The sequence below is a fragment of the Sediminivirga luteola genome (assembly GCF_014639315.1).
Classification (GTDB): domain Bacteria; phylum Actinomycetota; class Actinomycetes; order Actinomycetales; family Brevibacteriaceae; genus Sediminivirga; species Sediminivirga luteola.
The window spans coordinates 174,241-191,899 of record NZ_BMFY01000005.1 but is presented as its reverse complement, the minus strand read 5'-3'; the positions used below and the strand labels follow the sequence as shown (position 1 = coordinate 191,899).

General features: G+C 69.9%; 14 protein-coding genes. 4 read left to right on the top strand and 10 right to left on the bottom strand.

The annotated features are described in order from the left end of the window. Positions 1 to 82 precede the first annotated feature (82 nt). Together IEW13_RS07440 and IEW13_RS07435 are read right to left on the bottom strand one after the other, a co-directional pair. Entirely contained in the window at positions 83 to 541 is a 459-nt protein-coding gene (locus tag IEW13_RS07440) for a DUF3151 domain-containing protein (protein ID WP_188550312.1), read from the bottom strand. 11 nt (positions 542 to 552) lie between these two features. After that, the gene (locus tag IEW13_RS07435; protein ID WP_188550311.1) at positions 553 to 1,392 is read right to left on the bottom strand and encodes a hypothetical protein; all 840 of its coding nucleotides are present in this window, start codon (positions 1,390 to 1,392) and stop codon (positions 553 to 555) included. A 297-nt stretch (positions 1,393 to 1,689) separates the two neighbouring features. Between IEW13_RS07435 and IEW13_RS07430 the strand changes: the two genes are divergently transcribed. The 4 genes from IEW13_RS07430 (at position 1,690) to IEW13_RS07415 (ending at position 7,227) form a co-directional block, all read left to right on the top strand. Further along, positions 1,690 to 3,327 carry an amidohydrolase gene (locus tag IEW13_RS07430; RefSeq protein ID WP_188550310.1) on the top strand — a complete coding sequence of 546 codons (1,638 nt, stop codon included), beginning with the start codon at positions 1,690 to 1,692 and terminating at the stop codon, positions 3,325 to 3,327. Continuing rightward, positions 3,324 to 4,691: an APC family permease gene (locus tag IEW13_RS07425; RefSeq protein ID WP_188550309.1), complete on the top strand. Its 1,368-nt coding sequence runs from the start codon at positions 3,324 to 3,326 to the stop codon at positions 4,689 to 4,691. Before IEW13_RS07430 ends, IEW13_RS07425 begins: the two co-directional genes overlap by 4 nt. A gap of 283 nt (positions 4,692 to 4,974) precedes the next feature. Beyond that, on the top strand, positions 4,975 to 6,399 hold the full coding sequence (locus tag IEW13_RS07420) for an aminotransferase-like domain-containing protein (RefSeq protein ID WP_188550308.1): 1,425 nt from the start codon (positions 4,975 to 4,977) through the stop codon (positions 6,397 to 6,399). Between the two features lie 204 nt (positions 6,400 to 6,603). Next, positions 6,604 to 7,227 carry a hypothetical protein gene (locus tag IEW13_RS07415; RefSeq protein ID WP_229744991.1) on the top strand — a complete coding sequence of 208 codons (624 nt, stop codon included), beginning with the start codon at positions 6,604 to 6,606 and terminating at the stop codon, positions 7,225 to 7,227. A gap of 551 nt (positions 7,228 to 7,778) precedes the next feature. On the opposite strand, the gene deoC is transcribed toward IEW13_RS07415, so the two are convergent. The 8 genes from deoC to IEW13_RS07375 form a co-directional block, all read right to left on the bottom strand. Further along, complete coding sequence (gene deoC, locus IEW13_RS07410; RefSeq protein WP_188550306.1) at positions 7,779 to 8,444, bottom strand: deoxyribose-phosphate aldolase; 666 nt, start codon at positions 8,442 to 8,444, stop codon at positions 7,779 to 7,781. A 193-nt stretch (positions 8,445 to 8,637) separates the two neighbouring features. Further along, positions 8,638 to 9,951, bottom strand: coding sequence for a thymidine phosphorylase (locus IEW13_RS07405; RefSeq protein ID WP_188550305.1), 1,314 nt, complete (start codon positions 9,949 to 9,951; stop codon positions 8,638 to 8,640). Positions 9,952 to 10,085: 134 nt separating this feature from the next. Next, positions 10,086 to 10,604 (bottom strand): cytidine deaminase, encoded by a 519-nt coding sequence (locus IEW13_RS07400; RefSeq protein WP_188550304.1) that lies wholly within the window; start codon positions 10,602 to 10,604, stop codon positions 10,086 to 10,088. Next, complete coding sequence (locus IEW13_RS07395) at positions 10,594 to 11,889, bottom strand: ABC transporter permease (protein WP_188550303.1); 1,296 nt, start codon at positions 11,887 to 11,889, stop codon at positions 10,594 to 10,596. The genes IEW13_RS07400 and IEW13_RS07395 overlap by 11 nt, the downstream gene beginning before the upstream one ends. After that, positions 11,886 to 13,175: an ABC transporter permease gene (locus tag IEW13_RS07390; RefSeq protein ID WP_188550302.1), complete on the bottom strand. Its 1,290-nt coding sequence runs from the start codon at positions 13,173 to 13,175 to the stop codon at positions 11,886 to 11,888. The genes IEW13_RS07395 and IEW13_RS07390 overlap by 4 nt, the downstream gene beginning before the upstream one ends. After that, on the bottom strand, positions 13,172 to 14,749 hold the full coding sequence (locus IEW13_RS07385) for an ABC transporter ATP-binding protein (protein ID WP_188550301.1): 1,578 nt from the start codon (positions 14,747 to 14,749) through the stop codon (positions 13,172 to 13,174). Before IEW13_RS07385 ends, IEW13_RS07390 begins: the two co-directional genes overlap by 4 nt. A 155-nt stretch (positions 14,750 to 14,904) precedes the next feature. Then, positions 14,905 to 16,008, bottom strand: coding sequence for a BMP family lipoprotein (locus IEW13_RS07380; RefSeq protein WP_229744990.1), 1,104 nt, complete (start codon positions 16,006 to 16,008; stop codon positions 14,905 to 14,907). Between the two features lie 233 nt (positions 16,009 to 16,241). Continuing rightward, positions 16,242 to 17,591 (bottom strand): nucleotide disphospho-sugar-binding domain-containing protein, encoded by a 1,350-nt coding sequence (locus tag IEW13_RS07375; RefSeq protein ID WP_188550300.1) that lies wholly within the window; start codon positions 17,589 to 17,591, stop codon positions 16,242 to 16,244. Positions 17,592 to 17,659 lie beyond the last annotated feature (68 nt).

Below are 17,659 nucleotides of genomic sequence, written 5' to 3'. Positions count from 1 at the left end.
TAATCGACATGCCCTCCGGCGGCCCGCCGATCGCCAGCGCGGCACACGCAGCGAGAGCGCCCAGTCAGGTCCCGCATCGGCTTCAACGCGCTTCGATGGCGCCCTTCGCCTCCGGGTCCGAGTCGTGCAGGAACTGCCGCACGCGGTCGGCCTCCTCCGCCTCGCCGATCGCTCCCGCGGCCCGGCCCAGTGCGTACAGGGCTCGCAGGAAGCCTCGGTTGACCTCGTGGGACCAGGGAATCGGGCCGGCGCCGCGCCAGCCGGCCTTCCGCAGCGCGTCGAGGCCGCGGTGGTAGCCGACGCGGGCGTAGGCGTAGGAGTCGACGTTGCGGCCCTCTTCATAGGCCTCGTCCGCCAGGACCGCCCAGGCCAGGCTGGAAGCCGGCAACGCCGCGGCGATGTCGATGGCCTCCTCGCCCTGCTCCAGCCGGGCGGCGGCCTCGACGTCCGGATGGTCCTCCGGCAGCAGCGTTGGCTGCGGACCCAGGCGGGAAGGATCGAGATCGCCGATGCGTGATGGATTTCCGATGGGCTGTGACATGGTTTCCTCTCTCAGCGGGTCTCTTGCGGCAGGACGGTGAAGGGGTTGCCGGCGACGGCGCCGAACGCGCCGTGCTCGGCGGCCTCGGCGAGGGCGGCCTCGGTCTCCGGCTCGCTGATCCACACCTGAGCACCGGCGCCGGTGTAGTGGCCGATCTGCTCGGCACCGGCATCGGCGGGGATCAGCGCGTGCACGCCCTCCAGCCCGCCTCCCTCCAGGAGGCTGTCCGGCAGCGTGCCGGCCGCCATCACCGCGACGCCGCGCTCCGCGGCCGCCTGGAGCACCCCGGCGTCCTCGGTGCGGACGATGACGGAGTCCTCCAGTTCGCGTTCGGCGACGGCGTCGAGCGCCGCGGCGAGCACCTCCGCATCGTCGATGCGCGCCACATAGACGGTCGCGCCGCCGAGTTCGTCCAGCAGCCCGTCCCAGGTCGTGGTCTGCCCGGGTGGCGGTCCCGGTCGCGGGGAGGGGATCTCGATGCCGGCGAACTCCTCCGGCGTCAGCTCGGCCACGGGACCGGGAGTGCCGGGAAACGCGGCGAAGTCCTCCTCGTCGGCCACGACGACCGTCCCGTCGGCGAGCGACATCAGCGCCGGCGCCGGAAGGTAACCGAACTTGGCGTCCTCCACGAAGGCCTCGAGCGAATGCGGGGGGAAGACATCGTACCCGCCGTGCTCGGCGGCGACGGCCGGCGGCGTCAGCGATTCCACCGTCAGCTGCGCCGGCGGACGCAGCGCGTTGAAGAGCAGCACCCCGGCCACGGCGAGCACGGCGATTCCCGCGGCGATGAGGGGTGCGGGGAAGGGGCCCCGGGGACTGTCGCTCTCACGGCGCTCACGGAAACTCGGCACGCCCCAAGGGTACCGAAATCGCAGCCAGACGATGCCCGCGGTTTCCGTCCGGCCCCCGCGAGGCAGGTGCCAGCACGCCAGGGCACGCCCAGCATTGCCGATTTCGTTTCTCTGCGGAGTACTTTCCACTGATTCAGGCGTAATGACCCGTTAACAATGGCGGATACACCGTCTCTCACTTGACAGTGACACGAATCACTCGCCACTCTGAGAGGCAGCCGCGCACCTGCGCGGAAACACCCGCGCGCGTCGCCGCACGGGCACCGGACCACGACAGCACGCAGCCCGGAAGGCACCATGACCGACCTCATCATCCACGGCGCACGCATCCGCACCATGACCGCCGGCGAACCTGGAGTCGCTTCGCAGACCGCGCTCGCGATCAGCGAGGGGAGGATCTCCCGGCTCGGCACGGACGCGGAGATCCTCGCCCTCGCCGGAGACGGCACCGAGATCGTCGATGCCCGCGGCGCCACCCTCACTCCCGGGCTCATCGACTCGCACCTGCACCCGGTCTGGGGTGCGGAGCTGACCGTCGGGCTGGACCTGGGCGGGATCACGGACCTCGACGAGGTGCGCGCTGTCATCGCCGAGGAGGCCGCCCGGCTGCCGGAAGGCGCCTGGGTCCGCGGCTGGAACCTCGACTACAAGGTCTTCGCCCGCCAGGACACGGACACCCTCGACATCCGCGGCGAGCTCTTCGACGAGGCCGCCGGCGGACGGCCCGTCGCACTCGTCCTCTACGACCTGCACACCGGCGTCGGCAACGCCGCCGCCCTGGCCGCCGCGGGCATCGACGGCACCGAGACCTTCGCCGATGCCAGCGAGATCGTGGTCGACGCCGAGGGCCGCCCCACCGGCGAGCTGCGGGAGATCCCGGCCTATATGAAGCTCCTGGACGCCGCGCCCGGTCAGGACGCCGCCACCCTCGCCCGCAGGACCCGCGACGAGCTGGCCGGCATGGCCGCCACCGGCGTGACCGGCGCCGCCGTGATGGACGGGCGGCTGTCCACCCTGGAGGTCCTGGACGAGGTCGAGCGCATGCCCGGCGGGCTGCCCGTCCGGCTGCACATCGCGATGTGGCACCAGCCCGGCGACGACGACGCCGCCGTCGCCGAGCGGATCGGCCTGCTGGGCCGCGGCGGGGACCGCTACCGGGTCGCGCTGATCAAGATGTTCATCGACGGCGTCATCGACACCGGCACCGCCTGGCTGCACGAGCCCGATACGCAGGGCGCCTCCGCCGAACCGTTCTGGCACTCCCTCGACCGCTACGCCGAGGTCTGCCGCGCCTACCACGACGCCGGATACCAGCTGACCACGCACTCCTGCGGCGACGCCGGAGTCGCGCAGGCCGTGCAGGTGTACCGCACGCTGGGCAAGGCGGCGAACGGCGCACCGCACCGGATCGAGCATCTGGAGACGCTGACCGATGAGGACGTCCGCGCCCTGGCCGAGAGCGGCACCGTCGCCTCCATGCAGCCCCTGCACATGCAGTGGCGCGAGGGCGACCACTCGGACTCCTGGACGGTCCGGCTGGGACCCAAGCGCGCCGCCCACGCATTCCGGGTGCGGGACGTGCTGCGGGCCGGGGCGCCCATCGCCCTGGGCTCCGACTGGCCGGTGGCGCAGAACGACGTGCGCTTAGGGCTGGCCTGGGCCCGCCTGCGGCGCACCCCGGGCGACCCGCAGGCGCCGGTGTTCGAGCCGGATCAGAGGCTCAGCGGAGAACAGGCCCTGCTGGGGTACACCCGCTGGGCCGCCGAAGCGCTCGGCCGCGACGACCTGGGCGTGATCGCCCCCGGTGCCGCGGCGGACCTGGCGCTGTGGGCACAGGACCCCGTGGAGGCCGGCGGCGATGAGCTGACCGGAATCCGCGTGCTGTTGACGACCATCGGCGGCCAGCCGGTGCATAGAGAGGACCACCTCGGATGACAGATTCCCCCGCCGGCAGCGCAGTTGACGCCGCCGGCACGCGCTCGCTCAAGCGGACACTCGGCCTGCCGGCCACCGTGTTCTTCGGCCTGGCGTACATGGTCCCGCTGACCGTGTTCACCACGTATGGCATCGTCACCACCGTCACGGCCGGCCATCTGCCGATGGCATACATCTTCACCCTCGCGGCGATGCTGGTCACGGCCATCGCCTACGCGAACATGGTGAAGGCCTTCCCGGTCGCCGGCTCGGCGTACACCTACACGCAGCAGTCCTTCGGCGCGAGCCCGGGCTTCATGGCCGGCTGGGCGCTGCTGCTGGACTACCTGTTCCTGCCGATGATCAACTTCATGGTGATCGGCCTGTACCTCAACGCCGCGCTGCCTGCGGTGCCCACCTGGGCGATCATCATCGCGACCATCGTCCTGGTCACGGCGATGAACGTCCTCGGCATCCGGGTGGCCGCCAGCTTGAACGCCGCCCTGGTGGCGATCCAGGCGGTGTTCATCGTGGTGTTCGCCGTGATGGGCTTCCTGGCGATCTTCGGCCAGGCCCAGCCGATCAGCCCGCTGGACCCCTTCATCGGCGGGGACTTCGAGTTCGGCGCCATCGCCGCGGGTGCCGCCATCCTGTGCCTGTCGTTCCTGGGCTTCGATGCCGTCTCGACCCTGTCCGAGGAGACGAAGGACCCGCAGAAGACCATCCCCCGGGCCATCGTCATCTGCACGCTCGGTGCCGGCGCGATGTTCGTCTTCCTGTCCTGGCTGGGCCATCTGGTCTTCCCCGACTGGGGTACCTTCACGGACGCGGACACCGCCGCCGTGGACGTCATGAGCCAGGCCGGCGGGGCGTTCCTCACGGCGTTCTTCACCGCCGCGTACGTCGCCGGCGCCACCGCCTCCGCGATCGCCTCGCAGGTCTCGGTCTCGCGGATCCTGTTCTCGATGGGACGCGACGGCGTGCTGCCGCGCGGCGTGTTCGCCGTCGTCCACAAGCGGTTCCGCACGCCGTACGTGGCGGCCCTCATCGTCGGCGGCGTGTCCCTGCTGGCGCTCGTCTTCCCGCTGGAACTCGCGTCCTCGATGGTGAGCTTCGGCGCGCTCATCGCCTTCACCTTCGTGAACCTGAGCGTGCTCAAGCACTACGCCATCGACAAGAAGCGCTACCGCGGGTACGACGCCGTCAAGTACGTCGTGCTGCCGCTCATCGGCGTGGGCCTGTGCCTGTGGCTGTGGACCTCGCTGACCGCCGAGACCTTCCGCGTCGGCATCGGCTGGGTGGTGGTCGGCTTCATCTGGCTGCTGGTCCTCACCCGCGGTTTCCGCCGGCCCGCACCCAAGCTGGACCTGACCGAGACCACCTGATCAGGCGGTCGTCCGGCCTGGCGGCGCGAGCATCGCGATGCGATGAGCCCGGTGACGCGCTTCGTGACAGAACGACAGGTTCGTGACAGGACGACAGGTTAGTGACAGGACACCACCGTAGACGGTGGTGTCCTGTCACTGAGCGGTGGTTCCGCCCCGTTCTGTCAAGTCTGGCCGCGCCCTGGCTTGCGTCGCAGTGTCTCCATGGCTTCAGCCCGTGATCAAACCGGCCTGTGACGAAGTTCCAGTTTATTCCCTTCACAGCGGCCACTATTCTTGGTTCATGCCTCGTACCGCCCGGCCTGTCCATCTTCCGCTGCGTCTCACCAGACCCAGCGGCCGGCAGCTGGCTTCCGCCCTGGTCGACCTGCTCGCCACCGGCCGGCTCGCCGATGGCGACTGGCTGCCTTCCACCCGGGCGCTGGCCTCGGACCTCGGCTGCTCCCGTTCCCTTGTCGAGGGTGCCTACGAGGAGCTGATCGCCGCTGGCTTCTTCGAGGGGATCCCGGGTTCGGGAACCCGGGTGCTCTCCGGGGCGTCGATGGCGGCCGCGGCCGGAGTGCGCACTCGCGCCGGTGCCGCACATGCCCTGGAGGCCGCCGATGGCCCGGCGCAGGGACCGGAGAGCGCTCGGGGTGGTGACGGCCGCCCGGTCGACCTGTCCCCCGGCACCCCGGACACCACGCTCATCGACGCCCGCGCCTGGTCACGGGCCTGGCGGGAGGCCGCCCGGCTGCCGGTACCGGGAACCGCCGCACGGAGAAGCGGGCACGAGGCCCTCATCGCCGCCCTGCGGACGCATCTGCGGCGTCACCGCGGGCTGGCAGCCGGTGACATCCTGCCGCTGCCCGGTTCCAATGCGGCGTTCCGGACGGTCGCCGCGTGCGCCGGTATGCGCCGGTGCTATCTGGAATCCCCGTGTTATCCCTCCGCGCACCGGGAGTTCCAGCGCGCAGGCATGGAGGTCTGCTTCATCCCGGTGGACGCCGATGGCCTGGTGGTCGAATCGCTCCCGGACGAGCCTGGTCTGGTGTACCTGACCCCAGCGCACCAGTACCCGCTCGGGCACCGCCTTTCCGCCGAGCGGCGGGCTCTGCTGGTCGCCTGGGCGCGCCGGACAGGCTCGGTCGTGATCGAGGACGACTACGACGGGGAGTTCCGCTACGGCGTCGCTCCCCTGCCGGCCGTCGCCTCGGTCCCGGGAGCCGAGGACGTCGTCGCTTACGTCGGTACCGCCTCGAAGGCGCTGGCTCCCAGTCTCGGCCTGGCCTGGCTCATACCGCCCCGGCCACTGGCGGCACCGGCGCGGGACTACGTCCTGGATCAGCACCTCGCTGTGCCGGCGGTGACCGGCGAGGCGATGGCCCGGTTCCTGGACTCCGGGGACATGGCACGTCATCTGGCGCGCGCCGGGCGGGTGTATCACGACCGGCGCAACCGGCTCATCGACGCGCTCGCCCGGCACTGCCCAGACCTGGAACCCGTCGGCGTCGAGGCCGGGCTGCACGTGACGGTCCCCCTGCCGGACCTGGACGATCGCCAGGTTCAAGGCGCTCTGCGGCAGCAGGGCTGGGAGGTGGCGTCGCTGTCCTCGTACCCCGCCCACCCGGACGGGCCACCGCGCACCGGCCTGGTCGTAGGCTATGCCTCGCTGACGGCGGCGGAGGCCGACCGCTTCGCCACCGCACTGGCCCGGGTGCTGGGATAAGCAGCGACGCGGACCGCGCATCGTGGTGAACCACACCCCGGATCGATGACAGATCGCACTGCCGCAGTCCCCGGCCGGCCTGCCATGCTCGATACGAGGGTGCGGGCCGGTACAACCCCGCATAGGGACAGAGGCAGATGAGTACAGGCCGGCACAGTCGGCGAGGAGGGCAGGATGTGGCGCCGTTGGCGCAGGCAGCGCACCATGAAGAAGGTCCAGCCGGGTACCGGCAAGCCGCTCAGACCCTTCCGCTGGTGGAGGGCGCTGCTGGGCACTCGCTTCCACCTGGATCTGCCGCAACCTGCCGGTGAGGCACCTGCCCAATACGCGGTGGACGTGAACTACTTCGCGGAGGAATACCGTGCCGATCTCTACCTGGATGGACGTCACCACGCCGGCTCGACGCTGCCGGCGGCCTTCCCCGTACCGGGTGGCGTGATCGAAGTGGCCGCGAGCGCGTACGGCCTGAAGCGGATGCATTACATCGGCGACGACGGCGAATCGCAGCAGCTCCAGCCACATCCGCGGACGACCGAAGGGATGCGGGCCCGGTTCGGCCGCCGGTTCCCGCGGGCCAGCCGCCTCATCGGCGCGGCGGCCATCGTCGTCCTGCTGGTCTCCCTGACGGTGGGCATCCCGCAGCTGGTGCAGTTCGTCACCGGGTTCGACGCGGTGGCGCAGTACACCGGCACCTTCACCTCGCCCATCAACCTCCCGGGATGGGCGAACACCGCCGTGACGGCAGCGGCTGTGCTGGCGGCGTTCGAACGGGCGATCACCCTGCGGAACCACTGGCTCATCGACATGGAGACCGGCTGGTTCGAATGAGCCGGCGCCGCACGAGCGGGCGGTCAGCTCACAGGAGCCCGATATGGAGCTTCCTACCCGTAGCCTTGGCAACCTTCGGCACCGCGACGCAGCTGATATACCGATACTCCTTCGCGCATGTGGCATCCGAACCCCACACGATGCCATCGGAATCTCCGAGCGCTATTATCCAGAGGGGCTCATGGGTTAGACACCCAGTCGAGAAGATCTCGCCGCCGATCTCGAATACGCCTTGAGAGGGTTGTACGAATAGGCGATTTCCGGGACCTGTCACACCGGGGAAGCGGCTCCTGGCCCTCGCAACTCTGCGATCTGGTGCTCAATGCCCGGCATGATCGTGAAAACGATACACATCGAGATGCCGAGAACGACCATGAGCGGGGTCGTTTTGCGCATCGCGATCCTCACGGCTCCCGCACGCCCATATCGCTGAGACCTTCAGCTGGAGCGACGCTATCCCGGATGAGTCCGGACGGGTCTCATCCGCACGGAGTAGATTCCAGCGGCGTGAGAAGCGGACGGTGCGCCAAGTGCACCGTGACGGAAACGGCTCACGCCTGGGGGAAGCCCTCCAGGACCGTGGCGGAACCGGAGAGCCCAAGGCGGCTGGCGCCGGCATCGAGCATCTGCCGGGCGGCCTCGGCGGTGCGGATCCCGCCGGACGCCTTCACGCCCAGGCGCTCACCCACGGTCTGCCGCATCAGCCGCACGGCATGCGCCGATGCCCCGCCGGAGGGATGGAACCCGGTGGAGGTCTTCACGAAGTCCGCGCCGGCGGCCTCCGCGCGGCGGCAGCACTCCACGATCTCCTCGTCCGTCAGCGCCGCCGACTCGATGATCACCTTCAGCACGACCGGTGCCGGCGCTGCCTCCCGCACGGCGGCGATATCGGCTTCCACCGCGTCGAAGTCCCCGGCCTTCACCGCTCCCAGGTTGACGACCATGTCGATCTCCGCCGCGCCCTTGGCAGCCGCATCGGCCGCCTCCTCCGCCTTCACCGCGCTGGCATGCGCGCCGGACGGGAAACCGCACACCGTGGCGACGATCAGGTTCCCCGGCGCGACCAGCGGCAGCGCGCTGGGCGAGACGCACACGGCCAGCACGCCGAGCTCCTTGGCCTCGGAAACGAGGGCGCCGACCTGCTCAGCGGTCGCCTCCGGCTTGAGCAGCGTGTGATCGATCAGGCTGGCCACATCGGCGCGAGTGTAGTCGGTCATGTCGTCCGTCCTCATAGTGTGAATATGCAATGTGTCTCGTACGCGGGGCGAGCCGTGTCCCTTCATCGTGCACCTGCCGGGATGAGGCCGCATGCTCGCTGAGTCCTGACCGGCGTACTGACGGCGTCCCAGGCCGGTGCTGGCACCCGGCCGGCCCGGGATCCATCCTTCGCACGGCGACGCGGCACCTGGTTCAGGCGCCGATCCGGTCGAGGATGATGGAACCATGGCCAGCAGAGGCATCGCCTGAACCCGTCTCACCGGCCCCGGCGCCTTGCACCGTGACGGCGTCCCGCAGAACCTCCAGGGCACGGCCGAAGCGCTCCGGCTCATCGGTGTGCAGAGTCAGCAGCGGCTGGCCGGCCGTCACCGTCTCCCCCGGCTTGACGTGGATCTCCACGCCGGCACCGGCCTGCACGGCGTCCTCCTTGCGAGCCCGGCCCGCCCCCAGCCGCCACGCGGCCACGCCGACGCCGTAGGCATCCAGCCGGCAGAGCACGCCGTCGGTCTCTGCCCTCAGCACCTCGGTCTCCCGTGCCTGCGGCAGCGCCGCATCCGGATCGCCGCCCTGGGCGGCGATCATCCTGCGCCACACGTCCATCGCCCGGCCGTCGACCAGCGCGGCAGCCGGATCCACGTCCGGCACGCCCGCCGCCGTGAGCATCTCACGAGCCAGTGCCACGGTGAGTTCCACGACATCTGCCGGCCCGCCGCCGGCGAGCACCTCCACCGCCTCGCGGACCTCCAGGGCGTTGCCCGCCGTGAGCCCCAGCGGCACCGACATGTCCGTCAGCAACGCCGAGGTAGCCACCCCGGCATCGGTGCCCAGCTCGACCATCGTGCGGGCCAGCTGCCGGGCCGAGTCCAGGTCCTTCATGAAGGCGCCGGAGCCCACCTTGACGTCGAGCACGAGGGCGCCGGTGCCCTCGGCGATCTTCTTGCTCATGATGGACGAGGCGATCAGCGGGATGGACTCCACCGTCCCGGTGGTGTCCCGCAGCGCATAGAGCTTCTTGTCCGCCGGCGCCAGACCGGAACCGGCCGCGCAGATGACCGCGCCGATGTCCTCCAGCTGGGCGATGATCTCCTCATTGCTCAAGGAGGCGCGCCAGCCGGGAATGGACTCCAGCTTGTCCAGCGTCCCGCCGGTGTGGCCCAGACCGCGGCCGGAGAGCTGCGGCACGGCCACGCCGAAGACCGCGACGAGCGGGGCCAGCGGCAGGGTGATCTTGTCCCCCACCCCGCCGGTGGAGTGCTTGTCCGCCGTGGGCCGCGACAGCGAGGAGAAGTCCATCCGCTCGCCCGAGGCGATCATCGCACGCGTCCACCGGGCGATCTCCCGGGAGCCCATGCCGTTGAGCAGGATCGCCATGGCCAAGGCGGACATCTGCTCATCCCCGACGGCGCCGCGGGTGTACGCGTCGATCACCCAGTCGATCTGCTCCTCGCTGAGCTCGGCCCGGTCCCGCTTGGTGCGGATGATGTCGACGGCGTCGAACGCTTCCATGGGAGTTCTCGCTTCCTGTTCGCGAACAGATGGGATCGCCGGAGGGCGTGAGCGCCCGTCCGACCAGTATGTCAGTGATGCGCGCCAGAGCAGTCGTGGCCGGCGGAGCAGCAGTGCCCCGCAGCTGTGGACGCTCAGGCCAGATGACCGGGACCGAAGGCCTCCGGAAGCACCTCGCTGAGCGGACGGATGCCGGAGGGCATGTCCAGCAGCAGCTCCGGGCCGCCGAACTCGAACAGCAGCTGCCGGCAGCGTCCGCACGGCACGAGCGCCCGCCCGTCCGCATCAACGCAGGCGAAGGCCAGCAACCTGCCCCCGCCGGTGCGCGCCAGCTCGGAGACCAGGCCGCATTCGGCGCACAGGGTCAGCCCGTAGGAGGCGTTCTCCACATTGCAGCCTGACACCAGCCGGCCATCGTCGACGAGCGCGGCAGCACCGACCGGATACTGCGAGTAGGGCACATAGGCGCGGGCCATGGCCTCCCGGGCGAGGGCGCGCAGCCCCTCCCAGTCGACCGCTGAGGCCAAGCCGGCCTCGCCGCCGGCACGGGGCGCCGATGCCGGTGGGACCTGATCCGGGTTCCCGTCACCGGTCCCGGTCTGCTCGTCACCGAATGCCCGCAGGACGGTCACAGCCTGCTCGTCATTTCTCATAGGGCACGCCCTCCGCCGCCGGGGGCCGCACCCGGCCGACGAAGCCGGCGACGGCGAAGATCGTGATGATGTACGGCAGCATCAGCAGCACCTCGCTGGGCACGGGGGTGCCGATGGTGGCCAGGACATTGCCGATGCTGGTGGAGAAGCCGAACAGCAGCGCGGCGAACAGCGCTCCGACCGGGTTCCAGCGGCCCAGGATCATCGCCGCCAGGGCGATGAACCCCTGCCCGGCGGACATCTCCTTGCCGAAGGCCAGGCCTTGGCCGATGGTGAAGAACGCGCCGCCCAGACCCGCGATGGCACCGGCCATGATCGTGTTCACCACCCGGGTGCGGTTGACGTTGATGCCGACCGTGTCGGCGGCCTTCGGGTGCTCGCCGACCGCGCGCATCCGCAGGCCCCAGCGGGACTTGAAGACGAAGACGTGCAGCAGCGCGACGATCACGTACATCAGGTAGACCAGGATCGTCTGATTGAACAGGACCGGGCCGATCACGGGGATCTGGGAGAGCACCGGGATCGGCAGCCGGGGCAGCTGCTGGCGTGCGTTCCACAGCTCCGCGTTCTGGGTGAGCACGGTGGAGAACAGGAAGCTCGTCAGGCCCACCACCAGCACGTTCAGCACGACGCCGATGATGATCTGGTTGACCTGGTACTTCACCGCGAAGAAGGTCAGCAGGACCGCCACGAGGGCCCCGGCGACGGGCGCGGCGAAGAGGCCTGCGTAAGCGCTGGTGAACACCGAGGCGACGACGGCGGCCAGGAACGCGCCGGCCAGGAGCTGACCCTCGATGGCGATGTTGATGATGCCCGAGCGTTCACCCACCAGGCCGCACATCGCGCCGAAGATGAGCGGCACCGACAGCGCCAGGGCGCCGGTGAGCACGGTGACCAGGGGGATGACGGCGTTGCGGTCAGCGCCGGCCCAGACCAGGAACGCCAGGACGAAGAGCGTGCCGAACAGCACCGGGAGCCACACTCCGGTGCGGGCCCGCTGCACGGCGCGCCAGATGGCGAACGCCGCCAGGGCGGCAAGCACCAGGCCAAGCGTCCAGGTGGCCGGCCGCGAGGGCAGGTCGAGGACCGGGATGGCGATGAAGTCGCTGCCGGTGGACAGCTGGAAGCGGGTGCGCGCTCCGGCCGGGGAGAACAGCGCGAAGACCAGGAGCGAGAGCAGCGCGAGCGCCGCATAGGTCACCGGGAACTTCCACGCGATCGGCCGGGTGCCGTGGGCGGCCTCTTCGCGTGGTTCGGCATGGACGGCTGTCTGCGTGGTACTCATGCCGCCACCTCCTTCTTCGCGGCGGATCGCTGTCGCCGGGCGCGCCGTGAGGACGCAGGGGGCCTGCCGCCGGGACGGGGCAGGAAGAAGATGGCCCGCACCAGGGGCGGCGCGGCGATCAGCAGGACGATCACGGACTGCAGCACCAGCACGATGTCGATGGGCGTGCCGGTCTGGGACTGCATCAGGACGCCGCCGGCCTTCAGGCCGCCGAACAGCAGGCCGGCCAGGAAGGTCCCCAGCGGCCGGGAGCGTCCCAGCAGCGCCACCGTGATGGCGTCGAAGCCGAGCGTTCCGGCGATCCCTCCGGTCAGCCGGTGCTCTGTGCCCAGCACATGGGCGGCGCCGCCCAGCCCGGACAGCGCACCAGCGATGATGAGCACGAGGGCGGTGGCTTTGACCACGGAGATGCCCGCGGTCCGCGCGGCCTCGGGGTTCTCCCCGATGGCGCGGAACTCGAAGCCCAGGGTCGAGCGCTCCATCAGCCACCACACCGCGAGGGTGGCCAGGATCGCCAGGATGAACCCGGCGTGCAGCCGGAACTGCGGGCCGAGCAGGCCGAAGAGCTGCGCGGACTCGGCCACCGCCGCCGACTGCGGCTGGTTCGAATCGGTCTGGGTGAACCAGCGCTGCTGCAGCAGCCACGCCAGCAGGTAGATGGCGATGTTGTTGAGCATGATCGTCACGATCACCTCATTGGCGCCGGTGCGCGCTTTGAGCACGCCGGCGATGCCGCCCCAGATGGCTCCGCCCAGCGCGCCGCCCAGGAGGGCCAGCAGCAGGTGCAGGCCCACCGGCAGCTGCATCCAGTAGCCGATGAAGCCGGCGAAGGAGGCGCCCAGGATGATCTGGCCCTGACCGCCGATGTTGAGCATGCCCGAGCGGAACCCGATGGCGATGCCCAGGCCTGAGAGGATCAGCGGCACGGAATAGACCATGGTCTCGGTGATCGGCCGGATGGTGCGCACGGCGCTGGGGGCCTGCCAGTCGAACACCGCGCCGCGGAACAGCGCCGAGTAGGCGTCGGTGAGCACCTGCCAGGACACGGCGAAGAAATCCACCGGACGGGCGAAGAAGTAGCCGAGGGTGGCCTGGACCTCGCGGTTGGCGGCCAGGATCAGCACGCCACCGGCGATCAGCGCCAGCACCACCGCCAGGACGGAGACCAGCCAGGAGCTCTGCCCCATCTCCCGCAGGGCACGCGCCACACGTCCCTCGGCCTGCGCGAGCGCGCCTGCGCGCGCTTCGTCGCGCGGTTCGTTCTCCCCGGTCCCACCGGCGCTCATCGGTTCTCCTCCTCGGCGGCGTCGTCCGCCTCGCTCAGGGCGGTCTGGTGCCGGCTGGCCTCCTGCACGGCCTCCTCGGCGGGCACGCCGGCCATCATCAGGCCCAGGACGTCGCGCGGGGTGTCCGCCGGGACGATCCCGACGATCCTGCCGCGGTACATCACGGCGATCCGGTCCGCCAGGTTGATGACCTCATCGAGTTCGGTGGACACGATGATGCACGGCGTGCCCTTGTCCCGTTCCTCCACGATGGTGCGATGGACGAACTCGATGGAACCCACGTCCAGGCCGCGGGTCGGCTGGCTGGCGACGAACAGGCGCAGCTCGCGGCTCATCTCCCGGGCCAGGACGACCTTCTGCTGATTGCCGCCGGACAGCGTGGAGATGGGATCGTCGACGGTCCCCAGCCGCACGTCGAAGCGCTCGGTCTGCGTCGTCGCGGCCTCCCGCAGGGCGGCCGGGCGCATGGCCAGGCCTTTGGCGTAAGGGGGCTGGTCGTACATGTCCAGCACGAAATTCTCGGTGATGGAGAAGCCGGGGATGACGCCGTCGGTGGAACGGTCCTCGGGAACGAAGCCGAGTCCGGCCCGCAGGCGTTCCTTCACGCTCAGCGGCCCCAGGTCCTTGCCGTCGAGCTCGATCGTCCCGGCGACGGCCTCCCGCACCCCCAGGATCGCCTCGGCCAGCTCGGTCTGGCCGTTTCCCTGCACGCCGGCCACCGCCAGGATCTCGCCCCGGCGCACCGTCAGGTCCACATCGTCGACGACGACCTTGTCTGCGGAGTCCAGGACGGTCAGGCCGTCGATGGCGAAGGTCACCTCGCCGGGCCGGGCCGGCTCCTTGTCCGTGGTCAGGCTGACCGCGCGGCCGACCATGAGGCTGGCCAGCTCGGTCTCGGAGGCGTCCGGCGTGGCCTGCCCGACCACCTTGCCCCGGCGGATCACGGTGATCCGGTCCGCGATGGCGCGCACCTCGCGGAGCTTGTGGGTGATGAAGACGATGCTGGTGCCGTTGTCCTTGAGCTGGCGCATGATGGCGATGAGCTCGTCGGTCTCCTGGGGCGTGAGCACGGCGGTGGGCTCGTCCAGGATGAGGACCTTGGCGTCGCGGGAGAGCGCCTTGATGATCTCCACGCGCTGCTGCGCGCCGACCGGCAGTTCCTCGATCACGGCGTCGGGATCGACGTCGAAGCCGAACCGCGCGGAGATCTCCCGCACCCGCTCGCGCGCCTGGGTGAAGTCGAGCAGGCCCGGCCCCTTGGTGGGCTCGTAGCCGAGCGCCACCGACTCGGTGACGGTGAAGACGGGGATGAGCATGAAGTGCTGGTGCACCATGCCGATGCCGGCGGCCACCGCATCGCCGGGGCCATCGAACCGCGCAGGCTCGTCGTCCAGCAGGATCTCGCCTTCGTCCGGCGCGTACAGTCCGTAGATGGTGTTCATCAGGGTGGACTTGCCCGCACCGTTCTCACCCAGCAGGGCGTGGATCTCGCCGGGTTCGACGGTGAGGCTGATCCGGTCGTTGGCGGTGAAGGAGCCGAACCGCTTGGTGACCCCCTTGAGCTCCAGTTTCACTGCCCGTGCTCCCTTTCATACCAGAGCCGGGCCGCGCGACGCCGTGGTCGCGTCGGGGTCCCCGCCCGTCGGATAGCTGTACCCGCCGGTGGCCCGCACCCGGCATGCGGGGCGGGCCACCGTCACGGGACCATAGTAAAGGCGCCGGGCGCCTGTTACGGGGCGTTCTCCGTCTCGACGACGGTCTCGCCGCTGATGATCTCCTGGCGGAGCTCATCGACCTTGTCCTTGACCTCCTGGGGAACCTCGTCCTCGAAATCGTGGAACGGTGCCAGGCCGACGCCTTCGTTCTCCAGCGTGCCGACGTACGGGGTGGCGTCGAACTGGTCGTTCACGCCCTCCTCGACCGTGTCGTACACGGCCTGGGAGATCTGCTTGAGCACCGAGGTGAGGATGATGTCGCCGTGCTCGGTGGACTCGTAGCCGTCGGAGTCGACCCAGATCAGCTTGGCGTCGTCGACCTCGTCGATGGCGGCGGCGGCACCCAGGCCGACCGGACCGGCGACCGGCATGATGACATCGGCGTCCTGGGAGAGGAACTGCTCGGCGATGGTGCGGCCCTGGCTCTGGTTGTCGAAGTCGCCGGAGAAGGAGCCCTGCTGGCTCTCCTTGTTCCAGCCGAGCAGCTGGACGTCCTCGCCGTTGTCCTCGTTGTAGCGGTCGACGCCGTCGGCGAAACCGTCCATGAAGATGGTCACCGAGGGGATCTGCATGCCGCCGAAGGTGGCGACGGTGCCGGTCTCGCTCATGGCGGCGGCCACGTAGCCGGCCAGGTAGGCGGCCTCGGCGGTGTTGAAGACCAGCGGCTTGCCGTTCTCCAGCTCGGCCGGGTTGCCGTCGGCGTCGGAGAAGGTCGAGTCGATCAGCGCGAAGTCGGTCTCCGGGTTGGCCTCCGCGGCATCGTGCAGAGCCTCCTCCAGGAGGAAGCCGACGCCGAAGACGACGTTGCAGCCCTGCTGGACCATGCTGTCCACATTGGGGCCGAAGTCCGCGTCGGACTGGGACTGCGCCTCGGCGTGCTCGATGCCGAACTCGTCGACGGCGGCCATCAGGCCCTCGTAGCCGGACTGGTTGAAGGACTGGTCGTCCCAGCCGCCGGCGTCGGAGACGATGCACGCCTTGTAATCGACGCTCTCCTCGCCGCCGGCTGCCTCCGGGGCCTCGTCGGGAGCCTGCCCGCAGCCGGACAGAACGAGTGCTCCGGCGGCGGCGACGCCGGCCGCGGTCAGGGACCTCTTGGTCCACATCGACCTCATCATGTGTGTCTCTCCTGAATGGTAAGCGCGTCCCGTGCAACGCCCGCACTCTCGGGTGCGGGCCGGCGGGGCGGGTCAGCGGTGCGGATTCGCGCCAGCAGGCGCGGTGCGCTTTATCCTACGTTTTGTGACGCAGCCGGCAGGCCCCGGCGGCGGGCGGAAGTGCAAAAGAAACCAAAAAGATACCTGCCGTCATCTGACGGAAACATCCCCTGCCGGAATGCCGGACCGCCCGCTCACGCCGCGCGGCCGGCAGCGGAACCGGCCGCCGCCTCGATCACGTCCGCGGCTCTGGTCACCCCGCGGCCGGCGCGGATCCGCTCGCCGATCCCTGCCATGCGCTCCCGGAGGGCGGTGTCGGCCAGGAGGCCGTCCACCGCCGCGCGCAGCTGCTCCGGCGTGAAGCCGTAGGTGTCCAGCCGCACCCCGAAACCCTTCTCGTGGACCCGCTGGGCGTTGTCGTACTGGTCCCAGAACAGCGGCAGCAGCACCATGGGCTTGCCGAAGTGGAAAGCCTCCGTGGTGGTGTTGTTCCCGCCGTGGGTGATGACCAGGTCCACCAGCGGGAGGATGGTGGTCTGCGGCAGGAATTCCTCGCCCCACATGTTCTCCGGCAGTTCGATCTCCTCGTGCAGGGGTCCCTTGGAGACGATCACGCGATAGGGCTGATCGGCCAGGGCACTGACCACCCTGCGCATCAGCCCCACGTCCGCCGAGCCGAGCGAGCCGAGGCTGAAGTAGATCAGCGGAAGGGAGCCGTCGGCGAACCCCGGCGGCAGCTGGGCGTCGGCTTCGGTCTCGCGGACGGATGACTCCACCCGCTGCCAGACCGATCCGGGCTCGTTCAGCCCCGGCAGAGGACGCCGGCCGAGGTAGTCGAGCTCCTCGGGATAGATGTAGAGGTTCACATCGCCGGGGTGCATGAACTCCAGTTCGGGCAGTGCCGGCGCCCCCTGTTCCTGCACCCAGCGGTTGAAGTCCGCCCACATCGGGCGGTGGGTCTGGTCGTAACGCGCGCGGAACTCCGCGTGGGCCTGCGCATCGTCCTCGGGCAGGCCCGAGAGCACCGGGGCGATGCCCTGGCCGCGGATCTCCAGCGGATTGCAGGAGACGATCCGCACGAACGGCGCCGGTGCCGTGACCAGCGCGGGGAAGGCGACCACATTGTCCTCCACCACGACATCGGGCCGGAGCTGCGCGATGATCTCCTTCAGCTGCGGTTCGGCATGGATGGCGCCGTCGATCAGCTCCTGCATGATCGGTTTGGAGACCGTCTCGAGCTGGTCGATGGTGGGCTTGGCGAATTCCGGGGAGATCTCCTTGATGTAGTCCTTCCAGAACTGCCCGGCGTCCTGCTCCTCTTCCTGGCCATCGGCGGGTTCCGCCGGCGGAGCGAGGTCCACGAGCGCCTCCTCGAAGCCGAGGGCGGCGAGTTTGCCGTCCCAGGAGCGCTCGGCCGCGAAGACGAGCCGGTGTCCGCGCTTGAGGAGCTCGTTGCCGATGCCGATGCAGTTGTTGGTCGGGCCGTAGGCGCTCTCGGGCAGGAAGAGGAAGGTGCGGGACTCACCGGCCATCGATGTCTCCATATCTGCGCGCCCTCGCAGGGGGGCACGCGAGGGCCGCTGCGAGTGCGTGCCCGTGGCAGCGGCGCGGT

Coding starts and splice junctions, on each gene's coding strand:
- IEW13_RS07440 (WP_188550312.1), bottom strand. CDS start 541: ATGTCACAGCCCATCGGAAATCCATCACGCATCGGCGATCTCGATCCT.
- IEW13_RS07430 (WP_188550310.1), top strand. CDS start 1,690: ATGACCGACCTCATCATCCACGGCGCACGCATCCGCACCATGACCGCC.
- IEW13_RS07425 (WP_188550309.1), top strand. CDS start 3,324: ATGACAGATTCCCCCGCCGGCAGCGCAGTTGACGCCGCCGGCACGCGC.
- IEW13_RS07420 (WP_188550308.1), top strand. CDS start 4,975: ATGCCTCGTACCGCCCGGCCTGTCCATCTTCCGCTGCGTCTCACCAGA.
- IEW13_RS07415 (WP_229744991.1), top strand. CDS start 6,604: ATGAAGAAGGTCCAGCCGGGTACCGGCAAGCCGCTCAGACCCTTCCGC.
- deoC (WP_188550306.1), bottom strand. CDS start 8,444: ATGACCGACTACACTCGCGCCGATGTGGCCAGCCTGATCGATCACACG.
- IEW13_RS07405 (WP_188550305.1), bottom strand. CDS start 9,951: ATGGAAGCGTTCGACGCCGTCGACATCATCCGCACCAAGCGGGACCGG.
- IEW13_RS07400 (WP_188550304.1), bottom strand. CDS start 10,604: ATGAGAAATGACGAGCAGGCTGTGACCGTCCTGCGGGCATTCGGTGAC.
- IEW13_RS07395 (WP_188550303.1), bottom strand. CDS start 11,889: ATGAGTACCACGCAGACAGCCGTCCATGCCGAACCACGCGAAGAGGCC.
- IEW13_RS07390 (WP_188550302.1), bottom strand. CDS start 13,175: ATGAGCGCCGGTGGGACCGGGGAGAACGAACCGCGCGACGAAGCGCGC.
- IEW13_RS07380 (WP_229744990.1), bottom strand. CDS start 16,008: ATGATGAGGTCGATGTGGACCAAGAGGTCCCTGACCGCGGCCGGCGTC.
- IEW13_RS07375 (WP_188550300.1), bottom strand. CDS start 17,591: ATGGAGACATCGATGGCCGGTGAGTCCCGCACCTTCCTCTTCCTGCCC.